The organism is Actinoplanes sp. ATCC 53533, assembly GCF_003947245.1.
Window position 1 is genome coordinate 1 of the sequence record NZ_QHHV01000016.1, and the last position, 20690, is coordinate 20690.

Genomic DNA, 20690 nt, shown 5'->3' on the forward strand with positions numbered 1-20690 from the left:
CCCGTCGGCCGACGAGCGCCGCGCGGGCTGGCCCCGGGCCGACGTGCGCCTCGAGCGGGCCTACCGGCTGCTGCTGCTGGCCTACCCCGGCCGCTACCGCCGCCGGCACGGCGCCGAGATCGTCACCACCCTGCTGGAGATGGCGGAGCCCGGCCGGCGGCGCCCGGCCCGCGCCGACGCCTGGCACCTGCTCGCCAGCGGCCTGCGGCAGCGTTTCCGGCTCCCGGCCGGGCGGCCCCTGGCCTGGGCGGCCGCGGTGCTGATCACGCTGATCACCGGGGCGTTCGGCGCCGCCGCCGGCTCCTGGGCCGGCGCACAGACCTTCGCCGGCCTGCCCGAGCAGGCCGCGCTCGCCGAGCGGGTCACCGGCACCGCCGGCGGCCGGACCTGGGTGCACGACACGTCCTCGTGGTCACACACCGCGCGGTTCACCGACACTGAGGTCGCCCACACCTGGCAGATCGAACCGGCCCGCCAGCGGATGCGCGCCGACGGGTGGCAGGTCAGCCCGGTGACACCCGTGGACGGCTCGGCACACACGGTCGATCCGGCCACGGGGGCCATGATCGACCTCCCGATGCGCAACAACGAGTTCCGGGCCACCAGGGACGGCGTCCAGCTCTCCGTCCGGGCGTTCCTGGCCGACTCCCGCGTCGCCCCCGCCGGCACGGTGGACACCTCCACCTGGGCGGGCGCGACCCCGGTCTTCCTGCCGCTGACCGTCGCCGGCACCGTCGTCGGCCTGGTCGCGGGCTGGCTGCTCGCCGCCGCCGGCGCCTACCGGGTACGGCGCTCACGCCGGCCACGCCTGGCCGCCACGACCTGCGCGCTGGCCGTGATCGCCGCGGCCCTGCCGGCGGTCGCCCTCTACGGCAACCTCATGCGCGCGTTGCGATATGCGGGCGACTTCGGCCCGGTATTCACCGTGCACAGCGCCTTCACCCCCGGCGACTACTACCCCTTCGGGCCGCCGTGGCAGGTCCTGGCCCTGTCGATCGCCGGCGTGCTGCTCGCCGCGGCCACCGTCGTGATCGCCCGCCCGGGTCAGCCCGCGGCCGTGCCGCAGCAGTCCCCCGCCGCGGGCTGATCCGGGGCGTCGCCGACGAACGTGCGACAAGTTGATCGGCGAAGAGTGCCCCTCATGGCCGAGAGCCCAGGGCATGCCGGGCATCTGCCCAGGCGCCCTCCGCGTCGGCTCGTTGTTCTCCCGGAAAGCTCGCCCGCCGTCCCGAACTCGACAAGGCCATTTCGTTGGCGACGCTTCGACCCGGTCGCGGGCCTGCCCCGCTACGCGCGAAGGGCCGTCACGCGGTCAGCGTGGCGGCCCTGTCGGTGTCGCGGTCGGGCGGCGGTCGGGCGGCGCCTTCCTCGTCGCGGTGCGGCGCGGGTCAGGCAGCGTAAGCCACCGACGTGTGCATGCCCTGCACGTCGGTGACCGCCAGCCGTGACGCCATCGTGCTGCGCGCGGCGATCTGGGCCGCATACGCCGCCCGGCGCCGCGCCACGCAACCGTCGCCCTTGGCCGCGTCGCTGTTCTGCTGCTCCATGTGGGTGCCCAGCCCGTCGCGCAGCAGCGCCAGCGCCTCGGTCCGCAGCTGCGACACCCGCGACTCGGTCACCCCCAGCTCGGCGGCGACCTCCGACAGCGCCCGCTCCCGCAGGAACGACGCCTCCACCACGAACCGCAACCGCTCCGGCAGCACGGCGACCGCGTCGTGCAGGTAGCCGATCCGCTCCCGGTGCAGCAGCGTCTCCTCCGGGTTCATCGCCTCCTCGGTGACCATGTCCTCGGCCGCCCCGGCGGTGAAACCCTGCAGGGACAGCACCGCCGCCCGCTGCACGTCGTCGTCGACGGTGGCCAGCTCGCTGACGCCGACGCCGAGCAGCTCGGCCAGCTCCGCCGGGCTCGGCGTGCGGCCGAGCTGCGCGGTCAGCTCCTGACGGGCCACGTCCGCGCGGCGGGCCCGGGCCCGCACCGAGCGGCTGGCCCAGTCCATGCTGCGCAGCTCGTCCAGCAGCGCACCCCGGACCCGCACGGCGGCGAACCGCCCGAACGGGATACCCCGGCCGGTGTCGAACGACTGCGCGGCCGTGACCAGGGCGGCGTAGCCGGCCGAGGCGAGATCGTCACGGTGCACGTGCGCGGGAACCTTGAACAACATCTCGCGGACCAGGTGACCCACCAACGGCATGTTCTGGCGGATCAGGAGCTCCTGCTCGCGGCTGACGGTCTTCGTCTTCGCTGCGGACATCGTGTGTTCCCCCTCGTGTGTGTCGCCCGGCGACGGCTCACCGGCTGACAAGGAGGAACTTTTCGTTGCGCAGGGTGCAGACTCTGGTCACGTTCGGTTGCTAATGGGTTGCGCCGGCAAAACCCTAAAGTCCGCGCCGGCGGCACTCCGGGCCCGGCAAAACGCTCTGAGCTGCGGCTACGCCAACAACCAGCCGTTGTCGACGGCGAGCCGAACCGCCTCGGCACGCGTCCGCGCCCCGGTCTTGCCGATCGCCGCCGACAGGTGATTGCGCACCGTGCCCTCCGACAGGTGCAGCTCCCGGGCGATGTCGGCCACCGTCCCACCCTCACGCGCCGAACGCAGCACGTCGCTCTCCCGCTCGGTCAGCGGCGAATCCCCCTGCGCCAGCGACTGCGCCGCCAGCGCCGGATCCACCACCCGCAGCCCCGCGTGCACCCGGCGCACCACGTCCGCGAGCTGCCGCGCCGGGGTGTCCTTGACCACGAAACCACTCGCGCCCGCCGCCATCGCCTGACGCAGATAACCCGCCCGGCCGAACGTCGTCACCATCAGCACCCGGCAGCCCGGCACCTCCCGCCGCAACTCCCGCGCCGCGGCGACCCCGTCCAGGCCCGGCATCTCCACATCCAGCAGCGCCACATCGACGGCATGGCCCCGCACCGCCGCGACGACCTCGTCCCCACGGCCGACCTCCGCCACCACCGTCAGATCCGGCTCCATGTCCAACAGGGCCGCCATCGCCCCGCGCACCAGCGCCTGGTCATCGGCGAGCAACAACCGGATCACGAGGGCACCTCCACCCGTACCCGGAAACCCGGCTGATCCTCCCGGCGGCCGACCAGCAGCGTCGCGCCCGCCGCGTCAGCGCGGCGGCGCAGCCCCAGCAACCCCTGCCCGTCCGCCGCCGGCGGCCCGTCACCCGGGCCGTCGTCAACGATCTCCACGCTGCCCGGCGCCAACCGCACCGCGCACCGCCCCGCCCGGCTGTGCCGCACCACGTTGGTGACCGCCTCCCTGATCGTCCACGCGAACAACTCCCGGTTGCGAGTCGGCACCGCGTCGGTGGCCCCCGGCAACTCCGCGCACACATGCGCCGCCGCCAGGGCCTCCCGCGCCGCCGCGATCTCCCCCGGCAACGAGATCCCCCGCACCCCCAGCGCCGTCGCCCGCACATCCGACAACGCGTCGCGGGCCAGGCCCTCCAGATCGCGCAACTCCGCCCGCGCCTTCTCCAGATCCACGTCCAGCAGCCGCTGCGCCAACTCCGCCTTCACCGTCACCACCGTCAGCGAATGCCCCAGGATGTCGTGCAGGTCGGCGGCGATCCGCGCCCGCTCGTCGGCCACCGCCTTGTCGGCCAACTCCCGCTGCGCCATGTCCGCCAGCTCCTGCTGCGCCGCCTGCAGCCGCTGCTGGCGCTCGCCGGCCAGCCGGATCCCGCCGCTGGCCGCCGACCCGAGCAGCGCCGCCAGCCCGTACCCCTGGTCGTCCCAGCCCGGCACCCGCCACGACAGCACCTCGGCCAGAATCACCAGCGCCGCCGCGAACGGCACCGCCTGCCGCAGCGGCAGCCCGATCATCGCCGACGCCGCGATATACACCAGGCAGGTCAGCGCGTGCACACCGGCACCGGGCACCTGCAACGCCGCCAACCCCAGCAACGCCACCAGGATCAGCCAGAACCGCACCGCCGTCAGCCACCGCCGCACCCCGTGCCGCGCCTGGCTCAACCGGCCCACCAGCAGCAGATACAGCGCCGCGAAGCCGAACAGCGCGGCCAGCCCCACGGTCCGCTGCCAGCCGGCCGGATGCGCCAGCAGCGCCGTCAGGTTCTCGTGCAGGTAGACCAGCCACACCGTGGCGAAGACCCACCCGAAGCGCTGGCCGCGCCGCCCCGCCTCGCTCATAGCCGTGACGCTACCGCCCACTCAGACCCGCGCCGTGTCCCGCCGGAACCGCCACATCGCGCCGGCGGCGAACAAGGCCGTCCAGACCACCACGTTCAGCACCGCCAGCCACAGGTTCCCGTCCTGGGTCAGCGGATACCGGGCGATCTCCCCCACCCCGAAAACCGGGGTGAACTTCGCGATCGTCGCGAACGTATGCCCAAGCTGATCCACCGGCACGAACAACCCACCAGCGAACGACAACACCGCCAGCACCGGACCGAGAATCTGCATCACGTTCTCACTCGGCAACAGATACCCCATGAACAACCCGAACGCGGCGAACACCAGCGCGCACACCCACGCCAGCAACCCGCACCAGACCCACGCCGACGCCGGCAACTCGGCCCCCGACACCGCACCGACCGCGAAAGCCACCACCACCGACACCGCGCCCAGCACCATCGCCAGCACCAGCTTCACCGCGATGTACGCCGCCGGCTGCAACGGCGTCAGCCGCAACTGCCGGCTCCACCCGGCCGCCCGCTCGAGCGACACCATCGCCCCGCCGCTGGTCGTGGCCAACATCGCCCCGTACACCGCCATGCTCACCAGGATGTAACCGGTCACGTTGCCGTCACCGGCCCGCTGGGTGCGATACGAATCGTTGGTGCCGAACAACAGAAAGAACACCGCCGGCATCACCAGCGTGAAGATCACGGTCCGCCGATTACGGACCATCCGCCGCAACTCCAGCCCGATCATCCCCAGCGAGAAACCACCGAAACGCGGCAACCGGCGGACGGCGGGCACACTCATCATCGGCTCAGCCAAGCTCATCGCGCACTCCCCGGATCCGTCTCGTCAGAGGTCAGAGTCAAGAACGCCTGCTCCAGATTCCGGGAGGTGATCTCCAGATCCCGGGCGGCGGTCTCGTTCAGCAGATACCGCGCCACCGCATCGGTGTCCCGCGCGTGCACATAGACGGTGTCCCCGCGCACCTCCACCGAATCCACCCCCGGCAACGCCCCCAGGACGGCCTCCGGGGCACCCGGCAACGTCGCCCGCACCGTACGGCCCGACGCCAGCGCCTTCACCTCGGCCGCCGTCCCGTCGGCCACCACCCGGCCACGCCGCACGAAAACCACCCGGTCGGCGTACGCGTCGGCCTCCTCCAGGTAGTGCGTGGCGAAAATGACGGTACGGCCGGAACGCGCATCCGCCCGGATCGCCGTCCAGAAGTCATGCCGCCCACCGACGTCCATCCCGGTCGTCGGCTCGTCCAGAATCAGCAACTCCGGATCCGGCAGCAACGCCATCGCGAACCGCAACCGCTGCTGCTGGCCACCCGAGCACTTACCGACCAGCCGCTTACGAATATCGGCGATCCCCGCCCGCCCCAACGCCCGCTCCACATCGTCGCGGCCCCGCCCGAACAACACCGCCGTCAACCGGACGGTCTCCTCGACCGTGTAGTCCTTCAACAACCCCCCGGTCTGCATCACCGCCGACACCAGGCCCAGCGCCACCGCCTCCCGCGGCGGCCGCCCGTACACCCTGGCCGTACCCCGCGTCGGCGCCGACAGACCCAGCAACATGTCAACCGTGCTGGTCTTGCCCGCCCCATTGGGGCCCAGCAATGCCACCACCTCCCCCGGACGGATTCGCAAACTGATCCCGTCGACCGCGGTGACAGCGCCGAAACGCTTCACCACCGCATCCAGATCAACGGCGAACTGGCCCGACCCACGGATCACGGCCTCAGGTAACGCGGTAACAGTCATGCCACCATCCTCGGCACTCACACCGGGCCGGCCCCGGGCCGCGCGTCACGCCCACCCCATGACATCCGTCACCCGCCCCGGCTCAGCCGGCGGCACCCTCCTCGACCACACCCACCAGTGCCGAGGCGACGACGGCGACAACCCGATCATCATCCTGGGCCAACCGCCGCAGGACACCCCGCGCGACGGCCGCCGGCATCTCGACGAACGCCTGAGTCAGCCGGATCCGCACCGCGGCGGTCGCGGAACCCGCGGCGAGCTCCTCGACCAGCGCACTCACCACCCGCTCCGCACACCCCGGATCCACCGACAACACGCCCAGGACCTCGGCCGCCTCGACGTCGTTCGTCCCCTCGACCACCATGGCGACCAGCGCCGGCACGGCCGCGACCACGCCACGCGTACCCGACGCCAGCGCAGCCTGCCCACGCACCACCGGATCCGCATCCCCGAGCGCGCCCACCAGCACCGCGGTCGCCTCATCACCGGGCATCTCGGCGACCGCCGCGACCGCGCGCCGCCGCACGTCGACCTCCGCCGCCCGCACACCGGCCGCCACGCTCGCCACACCGTCACCACCGGCCCGCGCCAGCGCCCACTGCAAGGCGCCGGCGACGTTCGGATCGGACTCGGCCAGGACCGCCGCCGCCAGCAACTCGGTGGGAACCGGCACCTCCTCGAACGGGGCCAGGACCGCCTGCTGCCGGCGCGCGGCACTGGGCGAGCCGAGCCCCCGCAGCAGCTCGACGATGCGCAGCACACCCTGCCAGCCCACCGGCGCCGAGGCCTCGACCGTACGGAGTCGCCCGAGCAGCTCCTGCTCCCGCTCCAACCGCTCCTCGGCCCGCCGGATCAAGTCGCCGACCAGCACCGACGGCGCGAACCCAGGATCCTCCAGCGCCCGCCCGATCTGCCGCAGCGACAACCCCAGCGACCGCAGACTCTCCACGTGAAAGATCCGGCGAATATCGGCGCCGGAATACTCGCGGTAACCACCCACGGTGCGGCCCGTCGGCCGCACCAGCCCCAGGGAGTCGTAGTGCCGCAGCATCCGGGTGCTCACCCCCGAACGGCGGGCCACCTCACCGATCAGCACGCGCTTCCCCCAGCCCGTTCCGGACCGAGCGCGACGATCCGGTCAGCACGCGCTTCCCCCAGCCTGTTCCGGGCCGAGCGCGACGATCCGGTCAGCACCCGCTTTCCTCAGCCCGGTCCGGGCCGAGCGCGACGATCCGGATCGCCTCCTCGACGGCCGGCTCGAAACCGGCATCCGGATCGCGCAGCAGCCGCTCCGTGGCCCGGGCATGCGCCCGCACCGCCGGATCGGCACCCGCCGACGCCGACCGCAGCGCCGGCTCGATCACCTCGCCGAGCGCGACGAGCGCCCGGCTGAGACTCAACCTCACCGCCCGGTCGCCGCGACCGAGCTGGGCGACCAGGTCCGCGGCCAGCCCCCGCTGCTCGCCGGCGGGCACCAGGACGACGGCGGCACGCCACGCGCTTCGCGCCACCTCATCGTCGGCGTCGTGCAGCAACGACCGCGTGATCGCCGGCCACGCAGCCCGGTCGCCGATCTTCGATAGCGTGTGCAACGCCTGACTCCGGGCCCGGGCACGCTCCGAACAGAGCTCCGCACAAAGCCTGGGCACCGTGATCTCCCGCGGCAGGCGGGTCAACGCCCACGTGAGCATGTCACGCACGAAGAAGTCCGGCTCGATCGCGCACCGCTCCACCAGCGCCTCCACCAGGCCGGGGTCGGCACGCGCGCCAGCAGCCAGAGCCGCCTGAAGCCGCGCCGACGAAGCTCCGGCGCCCAACGCGTCGAGCAGGCGCATCTCCGGCGCGTTCCTAGGTGTCGGGTTGACGGTGACCACCTCCCGCACCCAGTCAAAACCCTGCCACAGTGTCAACGTCAAGTCCGCTCACCCGGCGACCCGACCGGCGTGCATGGCGCCGTGCAGAAACAGGTCCACCACCCGCTCGGCCGGCAGCGGCGGCTCGTCCGGGTGCGCGGGCCGGACACCACCGAAGGTCATGCCGACGAACGCCGCCGCGAGGACCCGAACGGGAAGGCACAGGCGGGACTCATCCGGCTCCAGCAACGCCGCGACAGCCTCCCGGATCTCCGACGATCTGCTGTCCAGGGAACGGAGATCGTCAGGGATGAGCGGTCGGCTGCCGGCCGCATCAGAGGTGCTGACGGCCGGGACGCCGGCGGGCAGCAGATCGTCGAGATCGACACGGATGCGGCGGTTGTAGGCGTCGAGGATGTCGATCACCTCGACCAGACGCGCCGCGAGCGGCTGATCCGCACGGATCGCACCGATCTGCCGCACCTCCTCGGCAGCGTCGAACGCCACGGCCACGGCCTCCGCCAGGATGGCCACACACGCCTGCATGACCGCCTCTTTGTCCGCGAAGACCGCCAGCAGATCGGCCTCGCCGATGCCCGCCGCCTGGGCGATCCGCGCCGTGGTCAGCGTCTCGTACTCACCCAGCAGCGGAAGGGCCGCCCGCGCGACGGCCTGACGGAGCTGTTCAGGACGCATACCGGTCATCAGTCCTCCTCCGGGAGCCCAACACCCAGGCTACGAGGAACTCGCAGTCCACACGCGACCCGGCGGAGCATCCAGCGGGATCCTCGCCGAGGCCAAGCCGGCCGTCACGCGGTGAAAAACGCCTTGATCGCATCGGACTCGCCGGCCACCGTGTCGGCGCTGACCAGGTCACCGGCCCCGGCGGTCAGCACAGCGGCGCGGACCCGCAGGACCTCGGCGGCCTTGCCACTGGCGTAAAGGGACGCCCGGAGGTCGGTGAGCGCCTTCTCGTAGGACGCCTTGAACGTCTCGTTCGCGGTGAACCGGGTGACGAGGATGTTGCTGCGCCCACCCGGACCGCCGCCCCGGGTCTTCGCCGCCTGACCGCTCGCCACCTGGCCCTTCGGGGCCTGACCGCCCGGGGCCTGACCCGGACCACCCCCACCGCGATTGCCGCCACCCATCCCGCCGAAGGCCAGGTTGTGATCCCAGGCGACCACGGTGAACTGATCCTTCCCGGTCGTATACCGCAGGTACGAGTTGTTGCCCGGCCCGTCGATGTCATCCGAGTTCTTGACCAGCTCCTGAAACGCCAGATACGTCGCGAACGCCGGCACATCCAGGTGCTTACCCAGCTCCGCGGAGAACGCCGCGTCATCGGACTCGTTGATGAACTTGAGGAAGGCGGCCAACGGGGCCAGATTCGGATTGTCAGTATCGGTCTCCTGGTCGAACACGCCGTCGTAACTGCCCGCGTCGTCACCGCGGTAGCTGTAGTCGCCACCGCTCTCCGCCTTGTAGAGAATCCCGGCCGACCCGAAACGGTCCGCGTCCCACTTGTCGCCCGGATTCTCGACGATCAGGCGCAGCACCGCACCGCCACCGTTGACACTGAGCCGCGTCGACACCGAGCCCTGGGTCGCCAGCCCGGCGAGGCCGAGCAGTTCCAGGGCCACCGCCTCGTTCAGCGCGCTCTCCGAGTTGTTCGAGCGGACCACGAACTCGGTGTAACCGCCGAACTCCTGCCCCTCCACGAACTTGTCGAGCCGCACCAGCCACGGCAGATCCTGCGGATTCTCCGCCGACACACTGCCGCCCGGCCCACCGCCACCCTGCTCACCGGTGCTGGCCGTGCTGCCCGACCTGGTCAGCCCGCGCAGCGACGAGTTGCCCTTCAGCCGCAAACCCACCCTCTCGAACGTCGACCCGTCGATCGTGGCGGTCGCCTCGATCCAGCTCTTGTCCTGGTCGTTGAGGTAGGCGTCGATCATCGCGTCGTAGTCGGCGCGCTCGAACGCCAAACCGATGTCGTGAACCACGCCGTCGTCGAACAATCCCTCACCGGCCGCCGCCGCACCCGGCGAACCCGCCGAGCCGGTCGAGCATCCGCCGGCCACGGCCAGACCGGCGACCCCGAGAAGGGCCGCACCGAAGGACCGGCGGGACAGGGTGTGAGCGGGCATGCGGGCCATCCTCGGTCGCTGGGTGCAGCTGGAGACTCAAGGAAAGACCACCTCCTGAGGACCCCGATGTGCCACAGCTGTGCCTCGCCTGTAAATCGGACCCCGGCCTCAGCCGGCCACACAGAACTCGTTGCCCTCCGGATCGGCCAGCACCACATGATGCGTCCCCGCCACCGTCAGGACCGACGCCCCCGCGCCGACCAAGTGCGCCACCTTCGCCTCGACCCGCGCCCACACCTGCCCCGGCGACCCGTCACGGCCCACCCGCACATCGATGTGCAACCTGTTCTTCGCCACCTTCGGCTCCGGCACCTCCAGGAACACCAGCCGCGGACCCACCCCGTCCGGATCATGCAGCCAGGCCCCGTCGCCCTCGTCCTCCTCCGGCTCACCGAACGACGCCACCCACTCCTCACGCGTCCGGAACGGCGCCGGCGGCGGCTCATCCACATAACCCAACGCCAGCTTCCAGAACTCCGCCAGCACCACCGCCCGCGCACAGTCGAACGTCAGATCCACCCGCAACGCCATCCCGCACCCCTGTTCCGCTCTCAGCGATCACATCTTCCACCGGGGGTACGACAACCGGCATCGTCGACGCCATGAAGCTGCTCGTGCTCGGAGGAACCGCATTCGTCGGCCGCGCCGTCGTCGACGAGGCCCGCACCCGCGGCCACGCCATCACCGTCTTCAACCGCGGCCACCACCCGCCCCCGCCGGGCACCACCGGCCTGACCGGCGACCGACGCGCCCCGGACGGCCTCACCGCCCTGACCGGCGGCGCCTGGGACCTGGTCGTCGACACCTGGTCGGGGCGCCCCACCGCGGTCCGCGACGCGGCCCGCGCCCTCACCGGCCACGCCGGGCACTACACGTACGTCTCGAGCCGCAGCGTCTACGCCGACCACGACATCTTCCCGCTCACCGAGGAAGCACCGGTCGTCGAAGCATCCCCGGACTCCGACGACGAAACCAACTACGCCGCGGCCAAACGCGGCGCCGAACTGGCCGCCGAGCAGAACTTCGCCGGCCCCGTCCTGCACGCCCGCGCCGGCCTGATCCTGGGCCCGCACGAGAACATCGGCCGGCTCCCCTGGTGGCTCAACCGCCTGGCCCGCGGCGGCCCGACCCTGGCCCCCGGCCCGCACGACCTGAAACTGCAGTACATCGACGCCCGAGACCTGGCGACCTGGCTGCTCGACGCGGCGGAGCAGGGCCGCCAGGGCGCCTACGACGTGGTCAGCCCGCCCGGCCACACCACCATGGGCGAACTCCTGGAAACGATCAACACCGTCACCGGCGGCCACGCCGACCTACGCTGGACCGACCCGAAGACCATCCTCGACGCGGGCATCAAGCCCTGGATGGACCTCCCGATCTGGCTGGCCCCCGGCTACGAACACGACTTCATGCACGGCAGCGACGTCACCAAGGCCCTGCGGACGGGCCTGAAGAACCGCCCGATCACCGAAACGGTCGCCGACACCTGGACCTGGCTGCAAAAAATCGGCGGTACGGCCCCACAACGCCCCGACCGCACACCCGTCGGCCTGGACCCGGACCGCGAAGCCGCCCTCCTGGCCCGCACCCCGGAGTAAGGGCCGCCCTCCTGGCCCGCACCCCGAGGTGACGGCCGCTCCCCGCGCCCCGGGGTGAGAGGCCCACCGCTTCGATCCCCGCAGCCGACGGCGGCTCCGGTGCCCACCACCAGGACGTCCGACTCGCGATCCCAGGTCTCCGTCGACATCAACATCGTGCCCTCGCCGACAACGAGGGCACGATGTTGGTGACCAGTGACCCTCGGAGCGCCTCGCGCGCTGCCGGCAACACCCGACAGGGTGCCGCGCGGCTCCGGCGGAACATAGCCGACACGCGCCAAGAACCACCGCAGTCGACCCACAGCGCATCGCCGCCTGCATACACCGCTACGGCGGTTCGTGGCCCCGACCGCAGGGCAGGTGCCCGTCTCGATCGCTGATCCTCCCCGACCAGCGACGGACCCCACCCGACACCGGCTTTGCTCTGCTTCCCCATCGGAAGCACCCCCTCAGCATCGTCAGCATCGGCAGCGCCCCCTCGGCATCGGAAGCACCTCTTCGGCATTGGAAGCACGCCGTCGGCATCGGAAGCGCCCCCCTCGGCCGACGCCCGGCATCAGCCGAAAGGCAGAACCCACACCCGGCGTTTCCTATGGGGAAGCAGAGCAAAGGGCGACCAACCACCAATACCCCCGCTGGCCGGACCCCGCGGCACCGAAGACACCGCCAACCCGAACGCGGCCGATCGAGCGACTCGCTGCGCACCGGCCCGCACCAAGAATCACAACGGGCGGACCCAGGACCCAGGACCCGGGACCCGGGACCCGCGTCGGCCCGGCGGACAACGGGGTGAACGCGGCCGATCAGCCGTGCGCACCGGCGCCTTGCCGGCTGTCCCGATCCCCCGGCCGGGAGCTACCGAGCCCACCGCGAAGCCGGGCGAGAAACCGAGAGCCAAACCCAAATCAGGTAGTGCCGTTGATTCCTTTTTGTTCTGGATCTTTGTGCGCCCATGGCCGGGCGCACAGTGCGTAAGGCATCCTAGGATACTGGGTGGGATGGGCCGATCCGACCCTCGCCGACCCGCTGCCGGAGAATATGGGGCGTGCCCACCTCGCCGACCACCCCAGCGCCGCCGACCCGGCACACCTCCGGCCCCGCCCGGACCCGGTCCGACCTGCGAATCCTCCGCCCGGACCTGCTCGCCGCCTACGACGGCGCCCTCCCGGGCGCCCGGGCCGCGATCCTGGCCCGCCTGCTGTACGCCCTGCACCACGAGCCGATCCCCGGCGTTACCCACCGTGCGCGGCACCTCGCCCTCGCCGACGGCCGCGCCCTGACCGCCCCCACCGACGCGACCGTCCCGTTCGCCGCGCCCGCACCGGGTCTGACCGCACGGCTCACCGGCGGCGAGGCGGCCCCGGCGCCCGGTGAGGCCCACGACGACCCGGCGACGTTGCTGCGCTCCCTGGATCTCGGCCCGCACACCGGCCGGCTCGCCCAGGAGATCGACAACAGCGTCGCCAACCTCGCCCTCGCCCTCGCCGACCCGCCGCCGCCCGGGGTCCCGCTCCGCGACGCCGAAGGCGATCCCGACGGCCTGGGCCGGCTGGAGCAGCGGGTCCTCGACGGCCACCCCCTGCATCCCTGCTGCCGCACCCGGGGTGGCATGACGGTCGCCGACGTCCTGGCCTACGCGCCCGAGCACCGTCCGGTCATCCGCCTGCGCCGGCTCGCCGTTCCGCCCGAGCGTTGGTACGGCGACACCCCGCCGGTCCTCTACGCCCATCCCTGGCAGGCCGACCGCCTCAAGGACCGCTACCCCTGGCTGTCCGACGCCGGGCAGACCGAACCGGTCCGGCCCCTGATGTCGCTGCGCACCGTCGCGCCCCTGGCCGGCGGCGACCACCTCAAGACCGCGGTCGACATCCAGCTGACCTCGGCCGTCCGTACCGTCTCCCCCGCCGCCGTCCACAACGGACCGCGGCTGTCCGTCCTGCTCGGTGAGCTCACCGCCGACCTGCCGCTGACGGTCCTGGCGGAGACCGCCGCGGGCGCGGTCCTGGTCGGCGGGCAACCCCAGCGTCACCTGGCCTACCTGCGCCGCGCGGCCCCGCGGCTCGCCCGCACCGAGACGGTTCTGCCGCTGGGCGCCCTCGCCGCGCTGCTGCCCGGGATCGCCGTCGACCCGCACGCCTGGTGGCACGACTTCGCCCAGCTGCTGTTCCCGCCGCTGCTCACCGTCCTGGACCGGGGGGTGGCCCTGGAGGCGCACGGCCAGAACACCCTGTTGGTCCTGGACGACGGGCGGCCGGGCAGGATCGTCTACCGCGACCTCGGCGGCGTACGGGTCAGCGCGAAACGCCTGCGCGCGGCCGGCGTCGAGGCTCCCCCGGTCGAGGGTGACCTGCCCACCGACGACCCGGACGTGCTGCGCACCAAGCTCGCCGGCGCCGTCCTGGGCACCGTCGCCGCGCAGCTCATCACCGTGCTGGCCCGCGCGGGCGCGGAGCCGGCGCGGCTGTGGGCGGCGACGGCGGCGGCGATCCGCGGCGCCGGGACCGCCGACGGGGCCCGGCTGCTGAGCGATCCGCTGCCGGTCAAGGCGACCACCGCGATGCGGCTGGCCGACGACCCGCTCGACGACCTCTGGACCACCTTCGACAACCCGATGGCGGGAGCATGACACGCAGCCTGGTGGCCCGGCGGCTCGCCGTGACCGCGGCACACACCGGCGCCGCGCTCGCCGTGCACGCGCCGGGGCTGCTCGACGGGTTCACCGCCGCGTTGCCGGAGGCCGCCGATGTCGTCGGGCGGCGGCTGCGCGGCGCGCTGGTCCGCGAAGGGCTGGTGCCCGCCGCTCCCGGCGACCGGGTGCACGCGTTCCACCGCGTCGAGTTCGCCGCCGCCGGCGCCGACGACCCCGCCGACCTGCTGCCGGATCGGCTGCCGGGCAACGCCGGCGGGTTCGCCGCCGAGCTGCGCAACGCGGTGGTCAACCTGGCCGTGGCCATGGCCCGCCGCGAGCACGTGCCGGCGGACGACCCCGACCACGCCGCGGTCGCCGGGGAGCGGCTCGCCGTCGCCGGGCACAATCTGCACCCGTGCGGGCGGACCCGGCTCGGCTGGGACACCAGCGACGTGCTCGCCCACGACCTGGAGGCCGGGCACACCCGGCTCGGGTTCGTCGCCGTCCGCGACGACCTGCACCTCGGCGACGACATCGGCGCCGCCCTGCGGGAGGTCTATCCCCAGGTCCCGCCGGCGCCGGCCGGCTACCGGCTGCAGCCGGTGCACGCGTGGCAGCGCGACGCCGTGCTGCCGGTCCGCTACCGCGGCCTGCTCGACGACGGCGCGCTGCGGATCCTGGACGACGAGCTCGACGCGATCCCGACCGCCGCGCTGCGGACCCTGCTGCTGCCGGTCGCCGCCGACGGCAGCCGCCGGTACGTGAAGGTGTCGCTGGACATCCAGGTCACCTCGACGCGGCGCAGCATCAGCATCGCCAGCACCCGCAACGGCCCGGCCCTGTCCGTGCTGCTGCACCGGCTGGTCGCCGAGGACCCCGCCGCGGACCGGCTGCTGCTGATGGCCGAGACCGGCGGCGCCGCCGTACCGACCGGGTCGGGCCGGGACCTGGCCGCGATCATGCGCGACGGGCTCACCGGCCGGCTGCGGCCCGGCGAGCAGGCGGTGCCCGGTGGGGCGCTGCCGTTCGTCGCCGCCGGGCTGGTGTCCGGCTTCGCCGCGAGTACGGGCCGCCGCGACGACGCCGGCGCGGCGGCGGCTTTCCTGGACGCGTACGCCCGGCTGGTCCTGCCGCCGCTGCTGCGGCTGACGCTGCGCGGGGTGGCCCTGGAGGCGCACCTGCAGAACTGCCTGCCGACGTTCGCCGGCGGCGTGCCGCAGCGCCTGGCCGTCCGCGACTTCGCCGGGCTGCGGCTGCACCCGGGCCGGCTTGCCGCCGCCGGGCACGAGGTGGTGGCGCTGTGGCCGGGCTCGGTGATCGGCACCGGCGACGAGACCGTGCTGCGCGCCAAGATCGGCTACACGCTGTTCCAGGCCCACCTGGGCGAGCTGATCATCCGGCTCGGCGAGTCGCACGGGCTGGACGAGGACGCCGCCTGGCGGATCGTGCGGGCCGTCGTCGACGAGACCTACGCCGGGCAGGGCGAGCTCGCGGCGCAGGACCACGCCGCGTTCACCGCGCCGACCGTCCCGCACAAGGCCCTGGTGCGGATGCGCCTGGCCGGGGCCGGCGACGAGTACCTGCCGGTGGAGAATCCGCTGCATGCGCCCGCCTGAGCACGTCACCGCCGCGCTGCGGGGCCGGCCCGGGCCGGTCTGCGCCTACGTCTACGACACCGCCGCGCTGCGGGAGCGGGCCGCGGCGGTGCGGGCCGCGCTGCCGCCGGGCGCCACCCTGCTGTACGCGGTGAAGGCCAACGGGCACCCGGCTGTGGTCCGTACCCTCGCCGCGGTCTGCGACGGCCTGGAGGTCGCCTCCGGCGGTGAGCTGCAGTTGGCGGTCGCGGCCGGCGCCCGCCGGATCGTCTTCGGCGGGCCGGCCAAGACCGACGCGGAGCTGGCCGCGGCCGTGGCCGCGGGCGCGCAGGTCAACGTCGAGAGCGGACACGAGCTGCGGCGCCTGGACCGGGCCGCCCGGGCGGCCGGCACGGTCGTGCGGGCGGCGGTACGGGTCAACCGCGCGGGGGCCGCGCTGCCGGGCAGCCACGCCATGACGGGTACGCCCACCCCGTTCGGCGTCGACGAGCAGGAGCTGCCCCGGGTGCTGGCGCTGCCGCTGACCTCGGTCCGGATCACCGGCTTCCACCTGCACGCCGTGTCGAACAACCTGGACGCCGCCGCACACGCCCGGTTCGTGGCCGAAGCGGTGGACTTCTCGGTGGCCACCGCCGCGCGGCACGGGCTGGCGCTGCGGCTGGTCAACGCCGGCGGCGGCCTCGGCGTCGACTACCTCAGCGACGCCACGATCGACCTCGCCGCGCTGCGCGGGGGCCTGGCCGGGCTGACCGTGCCGGCCGGAGTGGAGCTGATCGTCGAGCCGGGGCGGATCCTGGCCGCCGACGCGGGCTGGTACGCCGCCGAGGTCATCGATCTCAAGCGCACCCACGGGCGCTGGTTCGCGGTGCTGCGCGGCGGCACCCACCACTTCCGGCTGCCCGCCGCCTGGGGCTACAGCCACCCGTTCACCGTGCTGGAGGTCGACGCCTGGCCGTACGAGTGGCCGCGCCCGCAGGTCGAGAACGTGGCCGTGGACGCGGTCGGTGAGCTGTGCACGCCGCGCGACGTGCTCGCCCGCGACCGGCCCGTGCGCCGGCTGCGCGTCGGTGACGTGCTGGTCTTCGGCCGCGCCGGCGCCTACGGTTGGGACATCTCGCACCACGACTTCCTGCGCCACCCGCCGCCGCGCTTCGAGGTGCTCTGACAGGGACGCGGTCCACCGCGGCACCGGCCCGTACGCCCGGCACCTCGGGCGGGAGCTGCCCTACTGACGTCCCCCGGGGTGATGGCACCCTCGTGACCTCCCCATACGACACGGTGAACGCGATCACCGGAGCGGTCCGGGCCGTTCACGCGCGGGCCGCGCGGGGCCCGCGGCGCAGCTCGCGCAGGGCCTGGCGGCGGGTGTCACCGGTCAGCGTGTCGATGTAGAGCCGGCCGTCCAGATGGTCGGTCTCGTGCTGCAGCGCGCGGGCCAGCAGCCCGGTGCCGGCGATCGTCACCGGCTCGCCGAACCGGTCGAAGCCGGAGGCCGTCACCGCCCAGGCCCGCGGGGTCGGATAGCCCATGCCCGGCAGCGACAGGCAGCCCTCCTCGTCGTCCTGCTCGCCGTCGAAGCCGGACAGCACCGGGTTGATCAGGTGCCCGACCACGCCGGCGACGTTGTAGGAGAACGCGCGCAGGCCCACCCCGATCTGCGGGGCGGCCACGCCGGCCCGGCCGGGCTCGCGGACGGTGTCCTCCAGGTCGGCGATCAGCGCCCGCAGGTCGTCGTCGAAGGCCACGACGGGCTCCGCCGGGGTACGCAGCACCGGGTCGCCGAAGAGGCGGATCTCTCGCACAGTCATGGGCCCAGATTAGGCGAAAAGGGCCAGCTGGTCGGCGGCCAGCTCCTCGCGCAGCCGCGCCAGCGACCGCCTCGTCTGGCTCTTGACCACCCCGACCGGCACGTCCAGCACGTCGGCGACCTGCTCGACGCTGTAGTCCTCGAAATACCGCAGGATCACGATGGCCCGGTCGCGGGGGTTCAGCCGGCCCAGCGCGTCGAGCATGGTCAGCCGCAGGTCGGGCTGGTGCTGGTAGCCCGCCGTGTCGTGGATCACCTCGACCACCGTCTCCGACGTGCTGCGCCGCCGGCGGTGGTCCAGGTAGGCGCGCAACAGGATCTTCTGGGCGTACGCCGTCAGGTTGTCCGCCTGCCGGGCGTGCCGCCAGCCCAGGTAGAGCCGGGTCAGCGCGGTCTGGGTCAGGTCCTGCGCCAGATGCCAGTCGCGGCACATCATGTACGCGGTGGTGCGCAGCCGCTCGGCGGCCGCCTCCGCGAACTCCGCGAACTCCTCGTCCTGCAACACCGACAGCTCCTAGCTGAAGATCGCCACGTGCGGGAACCGGTCCGCACCGGCCCGGACAAGTCCGGCGTCCATTGTCGTGCCCCAGCGCGGATCGGCGACGATCGCCCTCGCCTCGTCCGTGCTCAGCGCCCGCGGCGCCGGCGGATTCCGGCGGCCGTCCCAGGCCAGGCAGGTGGCCAGGTCCGCCTGGACGGTGAGGCCGTCGGGCCACCGCGCGCGGGCGACCGTGCTCTGGATGCAGTTGTCGGGCAGGCTGTCGACCGTGACGGCCGGGGTGCCCGTCCGCGGCCCGGTGCGGGTTTCCCCGCTGACCGACACACGGATCATTCCCGGGCCCTTGCCCCGGTCAAGGTACAGCTGCACGTGCAAGTCGCGCGGCCCGGTCTTGGCCGGAGCACTGGTCCGGCCCGCCGGCAGCAGCCCCTCCAGCAGCACCAGCATGGCCTCCGGAGTGGCCCTGGCCTGCTCGGAATCCGGGCCTGGCCAGGCCGGTGGGCCGCCCAGCGGCGGGGGCGGGGCGCGGCAGCGGCGGGGGGCAGCGTGGGTCTCGCGGTGGCCGCGATCCCGTCGTCGGCGCCGCCGGTGGCGGGCCCGGCCCGGGACGCCGTGGCTGCGGCGGTGGCCGTGACCAGGTCGCCGTCGCCGGCGGGCACGGCCCGGGACACCGGGCCGAACTGGCCGCCCAGCGCCACCGTGGCGGCCAGCACACCGGCCACCGCCGCGCCGCCGCCGAGGGCCGCGAGGCGCCGCCGGCGGCGGATGCGGCGGCCGTCGCGCAGCGCCACGGCGACGAGGTCACCCACCGGCGGCGGCCGCTGGGCGGCGAGTTCGTCGCGGAGCAAGCCCCGCAGTTCCTCGGTCACGGTGCTCCTCCCGACACTGCACTCTGCCCTTTCAGACGTGCCGGGCCGGGCCAACGGTGACACGTCCGCGAAGAACCGGCCAGATGTGCGGGGGCCCGGCGAGGATTTCTCCGGGCGGGCGGCGCGGGTCAGCCCCCGGGGCCGGCCAGGGCGGCGCGCAGCGGTGCCGCCTTCGCCGCGGCCTCGGCGACCTCGTCCCACGGGTCGCTGTCGATGGTGATGCCGCCGCCGGCCCACAGGTGCACCCGCTCGCCGTCGACCGCCGCCGTGCGGATGCTCAGGCCCAGGTCGACGTGGTCGGTGCCGACCCAGCCGAGGGCGCCCATGCTCACCCCGCGGCCGACCGGCTCCAGCGCGGCGATCTCCCGCAGCGCCGCGTGCTTGGGCGCGCCGGTCACCGAGCCGCCCGGGCACAGCGCCCGCAGCAGCTCGGCCAGGCCGACCGGCCGTTCGATCGGGGCGGAGACCACCGACTCCGCCTGCCACAGCCCGCACCAGCGGCGCACCGCGAACAACTCGTCCACCCGGACCGGGCCCGCCCCGAGCCGGGCCAGGTCGTTGCGTTCCAGGTCGACGATCATCACGTGCTCGGCGCGTTCCTTGGCCGAGGCCAGCAGCTCCCGGCGGCCGGCGTCGGTGGCCGGCCGGGTGCCCTTGATCGGCCGGGTGATGATCCGGCCGCCGCGCACCTCGACCAGCGTCTCGGGCGAGGCCGTCGCCACGGCCCATCCGTCGCCCCTCAGCACGCCGCCGTAGCGCGCGCCGGGCAGGGTGGTCAGTCGGTCCAGGGCCGGGCCCGGATCGCCCGTGTACGGCGCCGAGGCGTGCCCTACGACGTTGACCTGATAGACGTCGCCGCGCTCGATGGCCGCCCGGACGGCGCTGACCGCGGCGGCGTGCTCGCCGGGTGTCCAACTGTCGCGCCAATGACCCAGCCGCCACCCGTCCGGCCGTGCACCGGATGCGGAACCGGCCGAATCACCGGGGTCGATCGCACACGCTCCCATGACGGAGGGTGACGACTCGGTCGGCTCGATGTGAACGTGAACAACGGCCACCACATCGGGGATCCCGGGCACCGGCGAGGGGGCTCCGACGGGGCCGCCCACCATCACCGAACCGGCCGAGGCCGACACGTACAGTGCTGCTCCACAGGGGGTTTCCGCGCCAGTCGGGTGGATTTGGGTGGCCGTTCGGCCGATGTCTCGCACCGGCAGTCCGTTGCGGGACAGGAACGCCGAGACAAGCTCTGCGGGGTCACCGCCATCACCCACCGACCACTCGAATCGGCATGACTCACGGTGACGGCCCTGGCAGGACGCCGGAGAACCCGGTTGAGGACCCCGTCCAGGTGTCGGAAAGTGGTCGGCGGCGGCTCTGCCGTGGAACATCAGAACAGTGGATTCTCTCAATGGGGCGCCGTCACTCACGCGATCCGGACTCGTTCGGATGGGAGTAGTGTTCCGCCCCGTTGATGTGAAGCACGACACAACCCCCTACCGGAGACACCCGATGTGCCAGCACCTGACGTCCTGCCCCTCTGCCGAAGCCGTCGACCGCGAAGCGGCCCGGATCGTGGCGACCTTCCCCGAGCAGGGTTGGAGCCTGCTCTGCAACGGTGTCATCGTCTTCGAGGACACCGGCGAACTGCTGCCCGACGGCAGGACCATCGCCCCGCACCGCGGACCGGCCGTGCACGCCCTGGCGGCCTGACCGTCCCGCGGGACAGTCTCCACCCGGCCGTCCGGCCGGCAGCACCACAGACCCG

21 protein-coding genes are annotated in these 20690 nt (G+C 73.3%); 7 read left to right on the forward strand and 14 right to left on the reverse strand.

What is annotated here, in order from left to right:
- A partial coding sequence (locus DMB66_RS61035) for a hypothetical protein (protein ID WP_158647155.1) occupies window positions 1–1087 on the forward strand: 1087 nt, incomplete at its 5' end.
- A gap of 301 nt (window positions 1088–1388) precedes the next feature.
- Here the strand turns inward: DMB66_RS61035 and DMB66_RS06880 are convergent.
- The 10 genes from DMB66_RS06880 to DMB66_RS06925 all read right to left on the reverse strand — a co-directional run bounded on the left by DMB66_RS06880 (window position 1389) and on the right by DMB66_RS06925 (window position 10456).
- The gene (locus DMB66_RS06880; RefSeq protein WP_125803177.1) at window positions 1389–2252 is read right to left on the reverse strand and encodes a sigma-70 family RNA polymerase sigma factor; all 864 of its coding nucleotides are present in this window, start codon (window positions 2250–2252) and stop codon (window positions 1389–1391) included.
- 177 nt (window positions 2253–2429) lie between these two features.
- Window positions 2430–3041, reverse strand: coding sequence for a response regulator transcription factor (locus DMB66_RS06885; RefSeq protein ID WP_125803178.1), 612 nt, complete (start codon window positions 3039–3041; stop codon window positions 2430–2432).
- Entirely contained in the window at window positions 3038–4162 is a 1125-nt protein-coding gene (locus tag DMB66_RS06890; RefSeq protein WP_125803179.1) for a sensor histidine kinase, read from the reverse strand. Before DMB66_RS06890 ends, DMB66_RS06885 begins: the two co-directional genes overlap by 4 nt.
- Window positions 4163–4183: 21 nt before the next feature.
- A complete protein-coding gene (locus tag DMB66_RS06895; protein ID WP_233624352.1) occupies window positions 4184–4981 on the reverse strand; it encodes an ABC transporter permease in 798 nt (265 codons plus the stop codon).
- Window positions 4978–5925, reverse strand: a complete 948-nt coding sequence (locus DMB66_RS06900) for an ABC transporter ATP-binding protein (RefSeq protein ID WP_125803235.1) — start codon at window positions 5923–5925, stop codon at window positions 4978–4980. The genes DMB66_RS06895 and DMB66_RS06900 overlap by 4 nt, the downstream gene beginning before the upstream one ends.
- An 82-nt stretch (window positions 5926–6007) precedes the next feature.
- Window positions 6008–7021 carry a MerR family transcriptional regulator gene (locus DMB66_RS06905; RefSeq protein ID WP_125803180.1) on the reverse strand — a complete coding sequence of 338 codons (1014 nt, stop codon included), beginning with the start codon at window positions 7019–7021 and terminating at the stop codon, window positions 6008–6010.
- A gap of 91 nt (window positions 7022–7112) precedes the next feature.
- A complete protein-coding gene (locus DMB66_RS06910; RefSeq protein ID WP_199752089.1) occupies window positions 7113–7760 on the reverse strand; it encodes a HEAT repeat domain-containing protein in 648 nt (215 codons plus the stop codon).
- A gap of 87 nt (window positions 7761–7847) precedes the next feature.
- The gene (locus DMB66_RS06915) at window positions 7848–8483 is read right to left on the reverse strand and encodes a TetR/AcrR family transcriptional regulator (protein WP_125803181.1); all 636 of its coding nucleotides are present in this window, start codon (window positions 8481–8483) and stop codon (window positions 7848–7850) included.
- A gap of 104 nt (window positions 8484–8587) precedes the next feature.
- Complete coding sequence (locus DMB66_RS06920; RefSeq protein ID WP_158647156.1) at window positions 8588–9925, reverse strand: CotH kinase family protein; 1338 nt, start codon at window positions 9923–9925, stop codon at window positions 8588–8590.
- Between the two features lie 108 nt (window positions 9926–10033).
- Entirely contained in the window at window positions 10034–10456 is a 423-nt protein-coding gene (locus tag DMB66_RS06925) for a VOC family protein (protein ID WP_125803183.1), read from the reverse strand.
- Between the two features lie 71 nt (window positions 10457–10527).
- Between DMB66_RS06925 and DMB66_RS06930 the strand changes: the two genes are divergently transcribed.
- The 4 genes from DMB66_RS06930 to DMB66_RS06945 all read left to right on the forward strand — a co-directional run bounded on the left by DMB66_RS06930 (window position 10528) and on the right by DMB66_RS06945 (window position 16912).
- Window positions 10528–11523: an NAD-dependent epimerase/dehydratase family protein gene (locus tag DMB66_RS06930; protein WP_125803184.1), complete on the forward strand. Its 996-nt coding sequence runs from the start codon at window positions 10528–10530 to the stop codon at window positions 11521–11523.
- A gap of 1045 nt (window positions 11524–12568) precedes the next feature.
- The gene (locus tag DMB66_RS06935; protein WP_233624353.1) at window positions 12569–14149 is read left to right on the forward strand and encodes an IucA/IucC family protein; all 1581 of its coding nucleotides are present in this window, start codon (window positions 12569–12571) and stop codon (window positions 14147–14149) included.
- Window positions 14146–15768: an IucA/IucC family protein gene (locus tag DMB66_RS06940; protein ID WP_125803185.1), complete on the forward strand. Its 1623-nt coding sequence runs from the start codon at window positions 14146–14148 to the stop codon at window positions 15766–15768. The genes DMB66_RS06935 and DMB66_RS06940 overlap by 4 nt, the downstream gene beginning before the upstream one ends.
- Window positions 15755–16912 (forward strand): alanine racemase, encoded by a 1158-nt coding sequence (locus tag DMB66_RS06945; RefSeq protein ID WP_125803186.1) that lies wholly within the window; start codon window positions 15755–15757, stop codon window positions 16910–16912. Before DMB66_RS06940 ends, DMB66_RS06945 begins: the two co-directional genes overlap by 14 nt.
- A gap of 145 nt (window positions 16913–17057) precedes the next feature.
- Here the strand turns inward: DMB66_RS06945 and DMB66_RS06950 are convergent, their stop codons facing one another.
- The 3 genes from DMB66_RS06950 to DMB66_RS06960 are packed head-to-tail and all read right to left on the reverse strand — an operon-like array spanning window position 17058 to window position 18500.
- A complete protein-coding gene (locus DMB66_RS06950) occupies window positions 17058–17555 on the reverse strand; it encodes a peptide deformylase (protein ID WP_125803187.1) in 498 nt (165 codons plus the stop codon).
- Between the two features lie 9 nt (window positions 17556–17564).
- Entirely contained in the window at window positions 17565–18059 is a 495-nt protein-coding gene (locus DMB66_RS06955) for a SigE family RNA polymerase sigma factor (protein WP_125803188.1), read from the reverse strand.
- Window positions 18060–18068: 9 nt separating this feature from the next.
- Window positions 18069–18500, reverse strand: coding sequence for a hypothetical protein (locus DMB66_RS06960; protein WP_125803189.1), 432 nt, complete (start codon window positions 18498–18500; stop codon window positions 18069–18071).
- A gap of 50 nt (window positions 18501–18550) precedes the next feature.
- Between DMB66_RS06960 and DMB66_RS06965 the strand changes: the two genes are divergently transcribed.
- Window positions 18551–18982 (forward strand): hypothetical protein, encoded by a 432-nt coding sequence (locus DMB66_RS06965; protein ID WP_125803190.1) that lies wholly within the window; start codon window positions 18551–18553, stop codon window positions 18980–18982.
- A 68-nt stretch (window positions 18983–19050) separates the two neighbouring features.
- Here the strand turns inward: DMB66_RS06965 and DMB66_RS06970 are convergent, their stop codons facing one another.
- Window positions 19051–20313: a chorismate-binding protein gene (locus tag DMB66_RS06970; protein WP_125803191.1), complete on the reverse strand. Its 1263-nt coding sequence runs from the start codon at window positions 20311–20313 to the stop codon at window positions 19051–19053.
- A gap of 121 nt (window positions 20314–20434) precedes the next feature.
- Between DMB66_RS06970 and DMB66_RS06975 the strand changes: the two genes are divergently transcribed.
- Window positions 20435–20635, forward strand: coding sequence for a DUF5999 family protein (locus DMB66_RS06975; protein ID WP_125803192.1), 201 nt, complete (start codon window positions 20435–20437; stop codon window positions 20633–20635).
- Window positions 20636–20690: the final 55 nt, after the last annotated feature.

Excerpts from the sequence above, each read along its gene's own strand:
- DMB66_RS06970 (WP_125803191.1), bottom strand. The coding sequence starts at position 20,313 with ATGTTCCACGGCAGAGCCGCCGCCGACCACTTTCCGACACCTGGACGG.
- DMB66_RS06895 (WP_233624352.1), bottom strand. The coding sequence starts at position 4,981 with ATGAGCTTGGCTGAGCCGATGATGAGTGTGCCCGCCGTCCGCCGGTTG.
- DMB66_RS06915 (WP_125803181.1), bottom strand. The coding sequence starts at position 8,483 with ATGACCGGTATGCGTCCTGAACAGCTCCGTCAGGCCGTCGCGCGGGCG.
- DMB66_RS06910 (WP_199752089.1), bottom strand. The coding sequence starts at position 7,760 with ATGCGCCTGCTCGACGCGTTGGGCGCCGGAGCTTCGTCGGCGCGGCTT.
- DMB66_RS06960 (WP_125803189.1), bottom strand. The coding sequence starts at position 18,500 with ATGCTGGTGCTGCTGGAGGGGCTGCTGCCGGCGGGCCGGACCAGTGCT.
- DMB66_RS06920 (WP_158647156.1), bottom strand. The coding sequence starts at position 9,925 with ATGCCCGCTCACACCCTGTCCCGCCGGTCCTTCGGTGCGGCCCTTCTC.
- DMB66_RS06950 (WP_125803187.1), bottom strand. The coding sequence starts at position 17,555 with ATGACTGTGCGAGAGATCCGCCTCTTCGGCGACCCGGTGCTGCGTACC.
- DMB66_RS06900 (WP_125803235.1), bottom strand. The coding sequence starts at position 5,925 with ATGACTGTTACCGCGTTACCTGAGGCCGTGATCCGTGGGTCGGGCCAG.
- DMB66_RS06880 (WP_125803177.1), bottom strand. The coding sequence starts at position 2,252 with ATGTCCGCAGCGAAGACGAAGACCGTCAGCCGCGAGCAGGAGCTCCTG.
- DMB66_RS06890 (WP_125803179.1), bottom strand. The coding sequence starts at position 4,162 with ATGAGCGAGGCGGGGCGGCGCGGCCAGCGCTTCGGGTGGGTCTTCGCC.
- DMB66_RS06925 (WP_125803183.1), bottom strand. The coding sequence starts at position 10,456 with ATGGCGTTGCGGGTGGATCTGACGTTCGACTGTGCGCGGGCGGTGGTG.
- DMB66_RS06975 (WP_125803192.1), top strand. The coding sequence starts at position 20,435 with ATGTGCCAGCACCTGACGTCCTGCCCCTCTGCCGAAGCCGTCGACCGC.
- DMB66_RS06945 (WP_125803186.1), top strand. The coding sequence starts at position 15,755 with ATGCGCCCGCCTGAGCACGTCACCGCCGCGCTGCGGGGCCGGCCCGGG.
- DMB66_RS06930 (WP_125803184.1), top strand. The coding sequence starts at position 10,528 with ATGAAGCTGCTCGTGCTCGGAGGAACCGCATTCGTCGGCCGCGCCGTC.
- DMB66_RS06940 (WP_125803185.1), top strand. The coding sequence starts at position 14,146 with ATGACACGCAGCCTGGTGGCCCGGCGGCTCGCCGTGACCGCGGCACAC.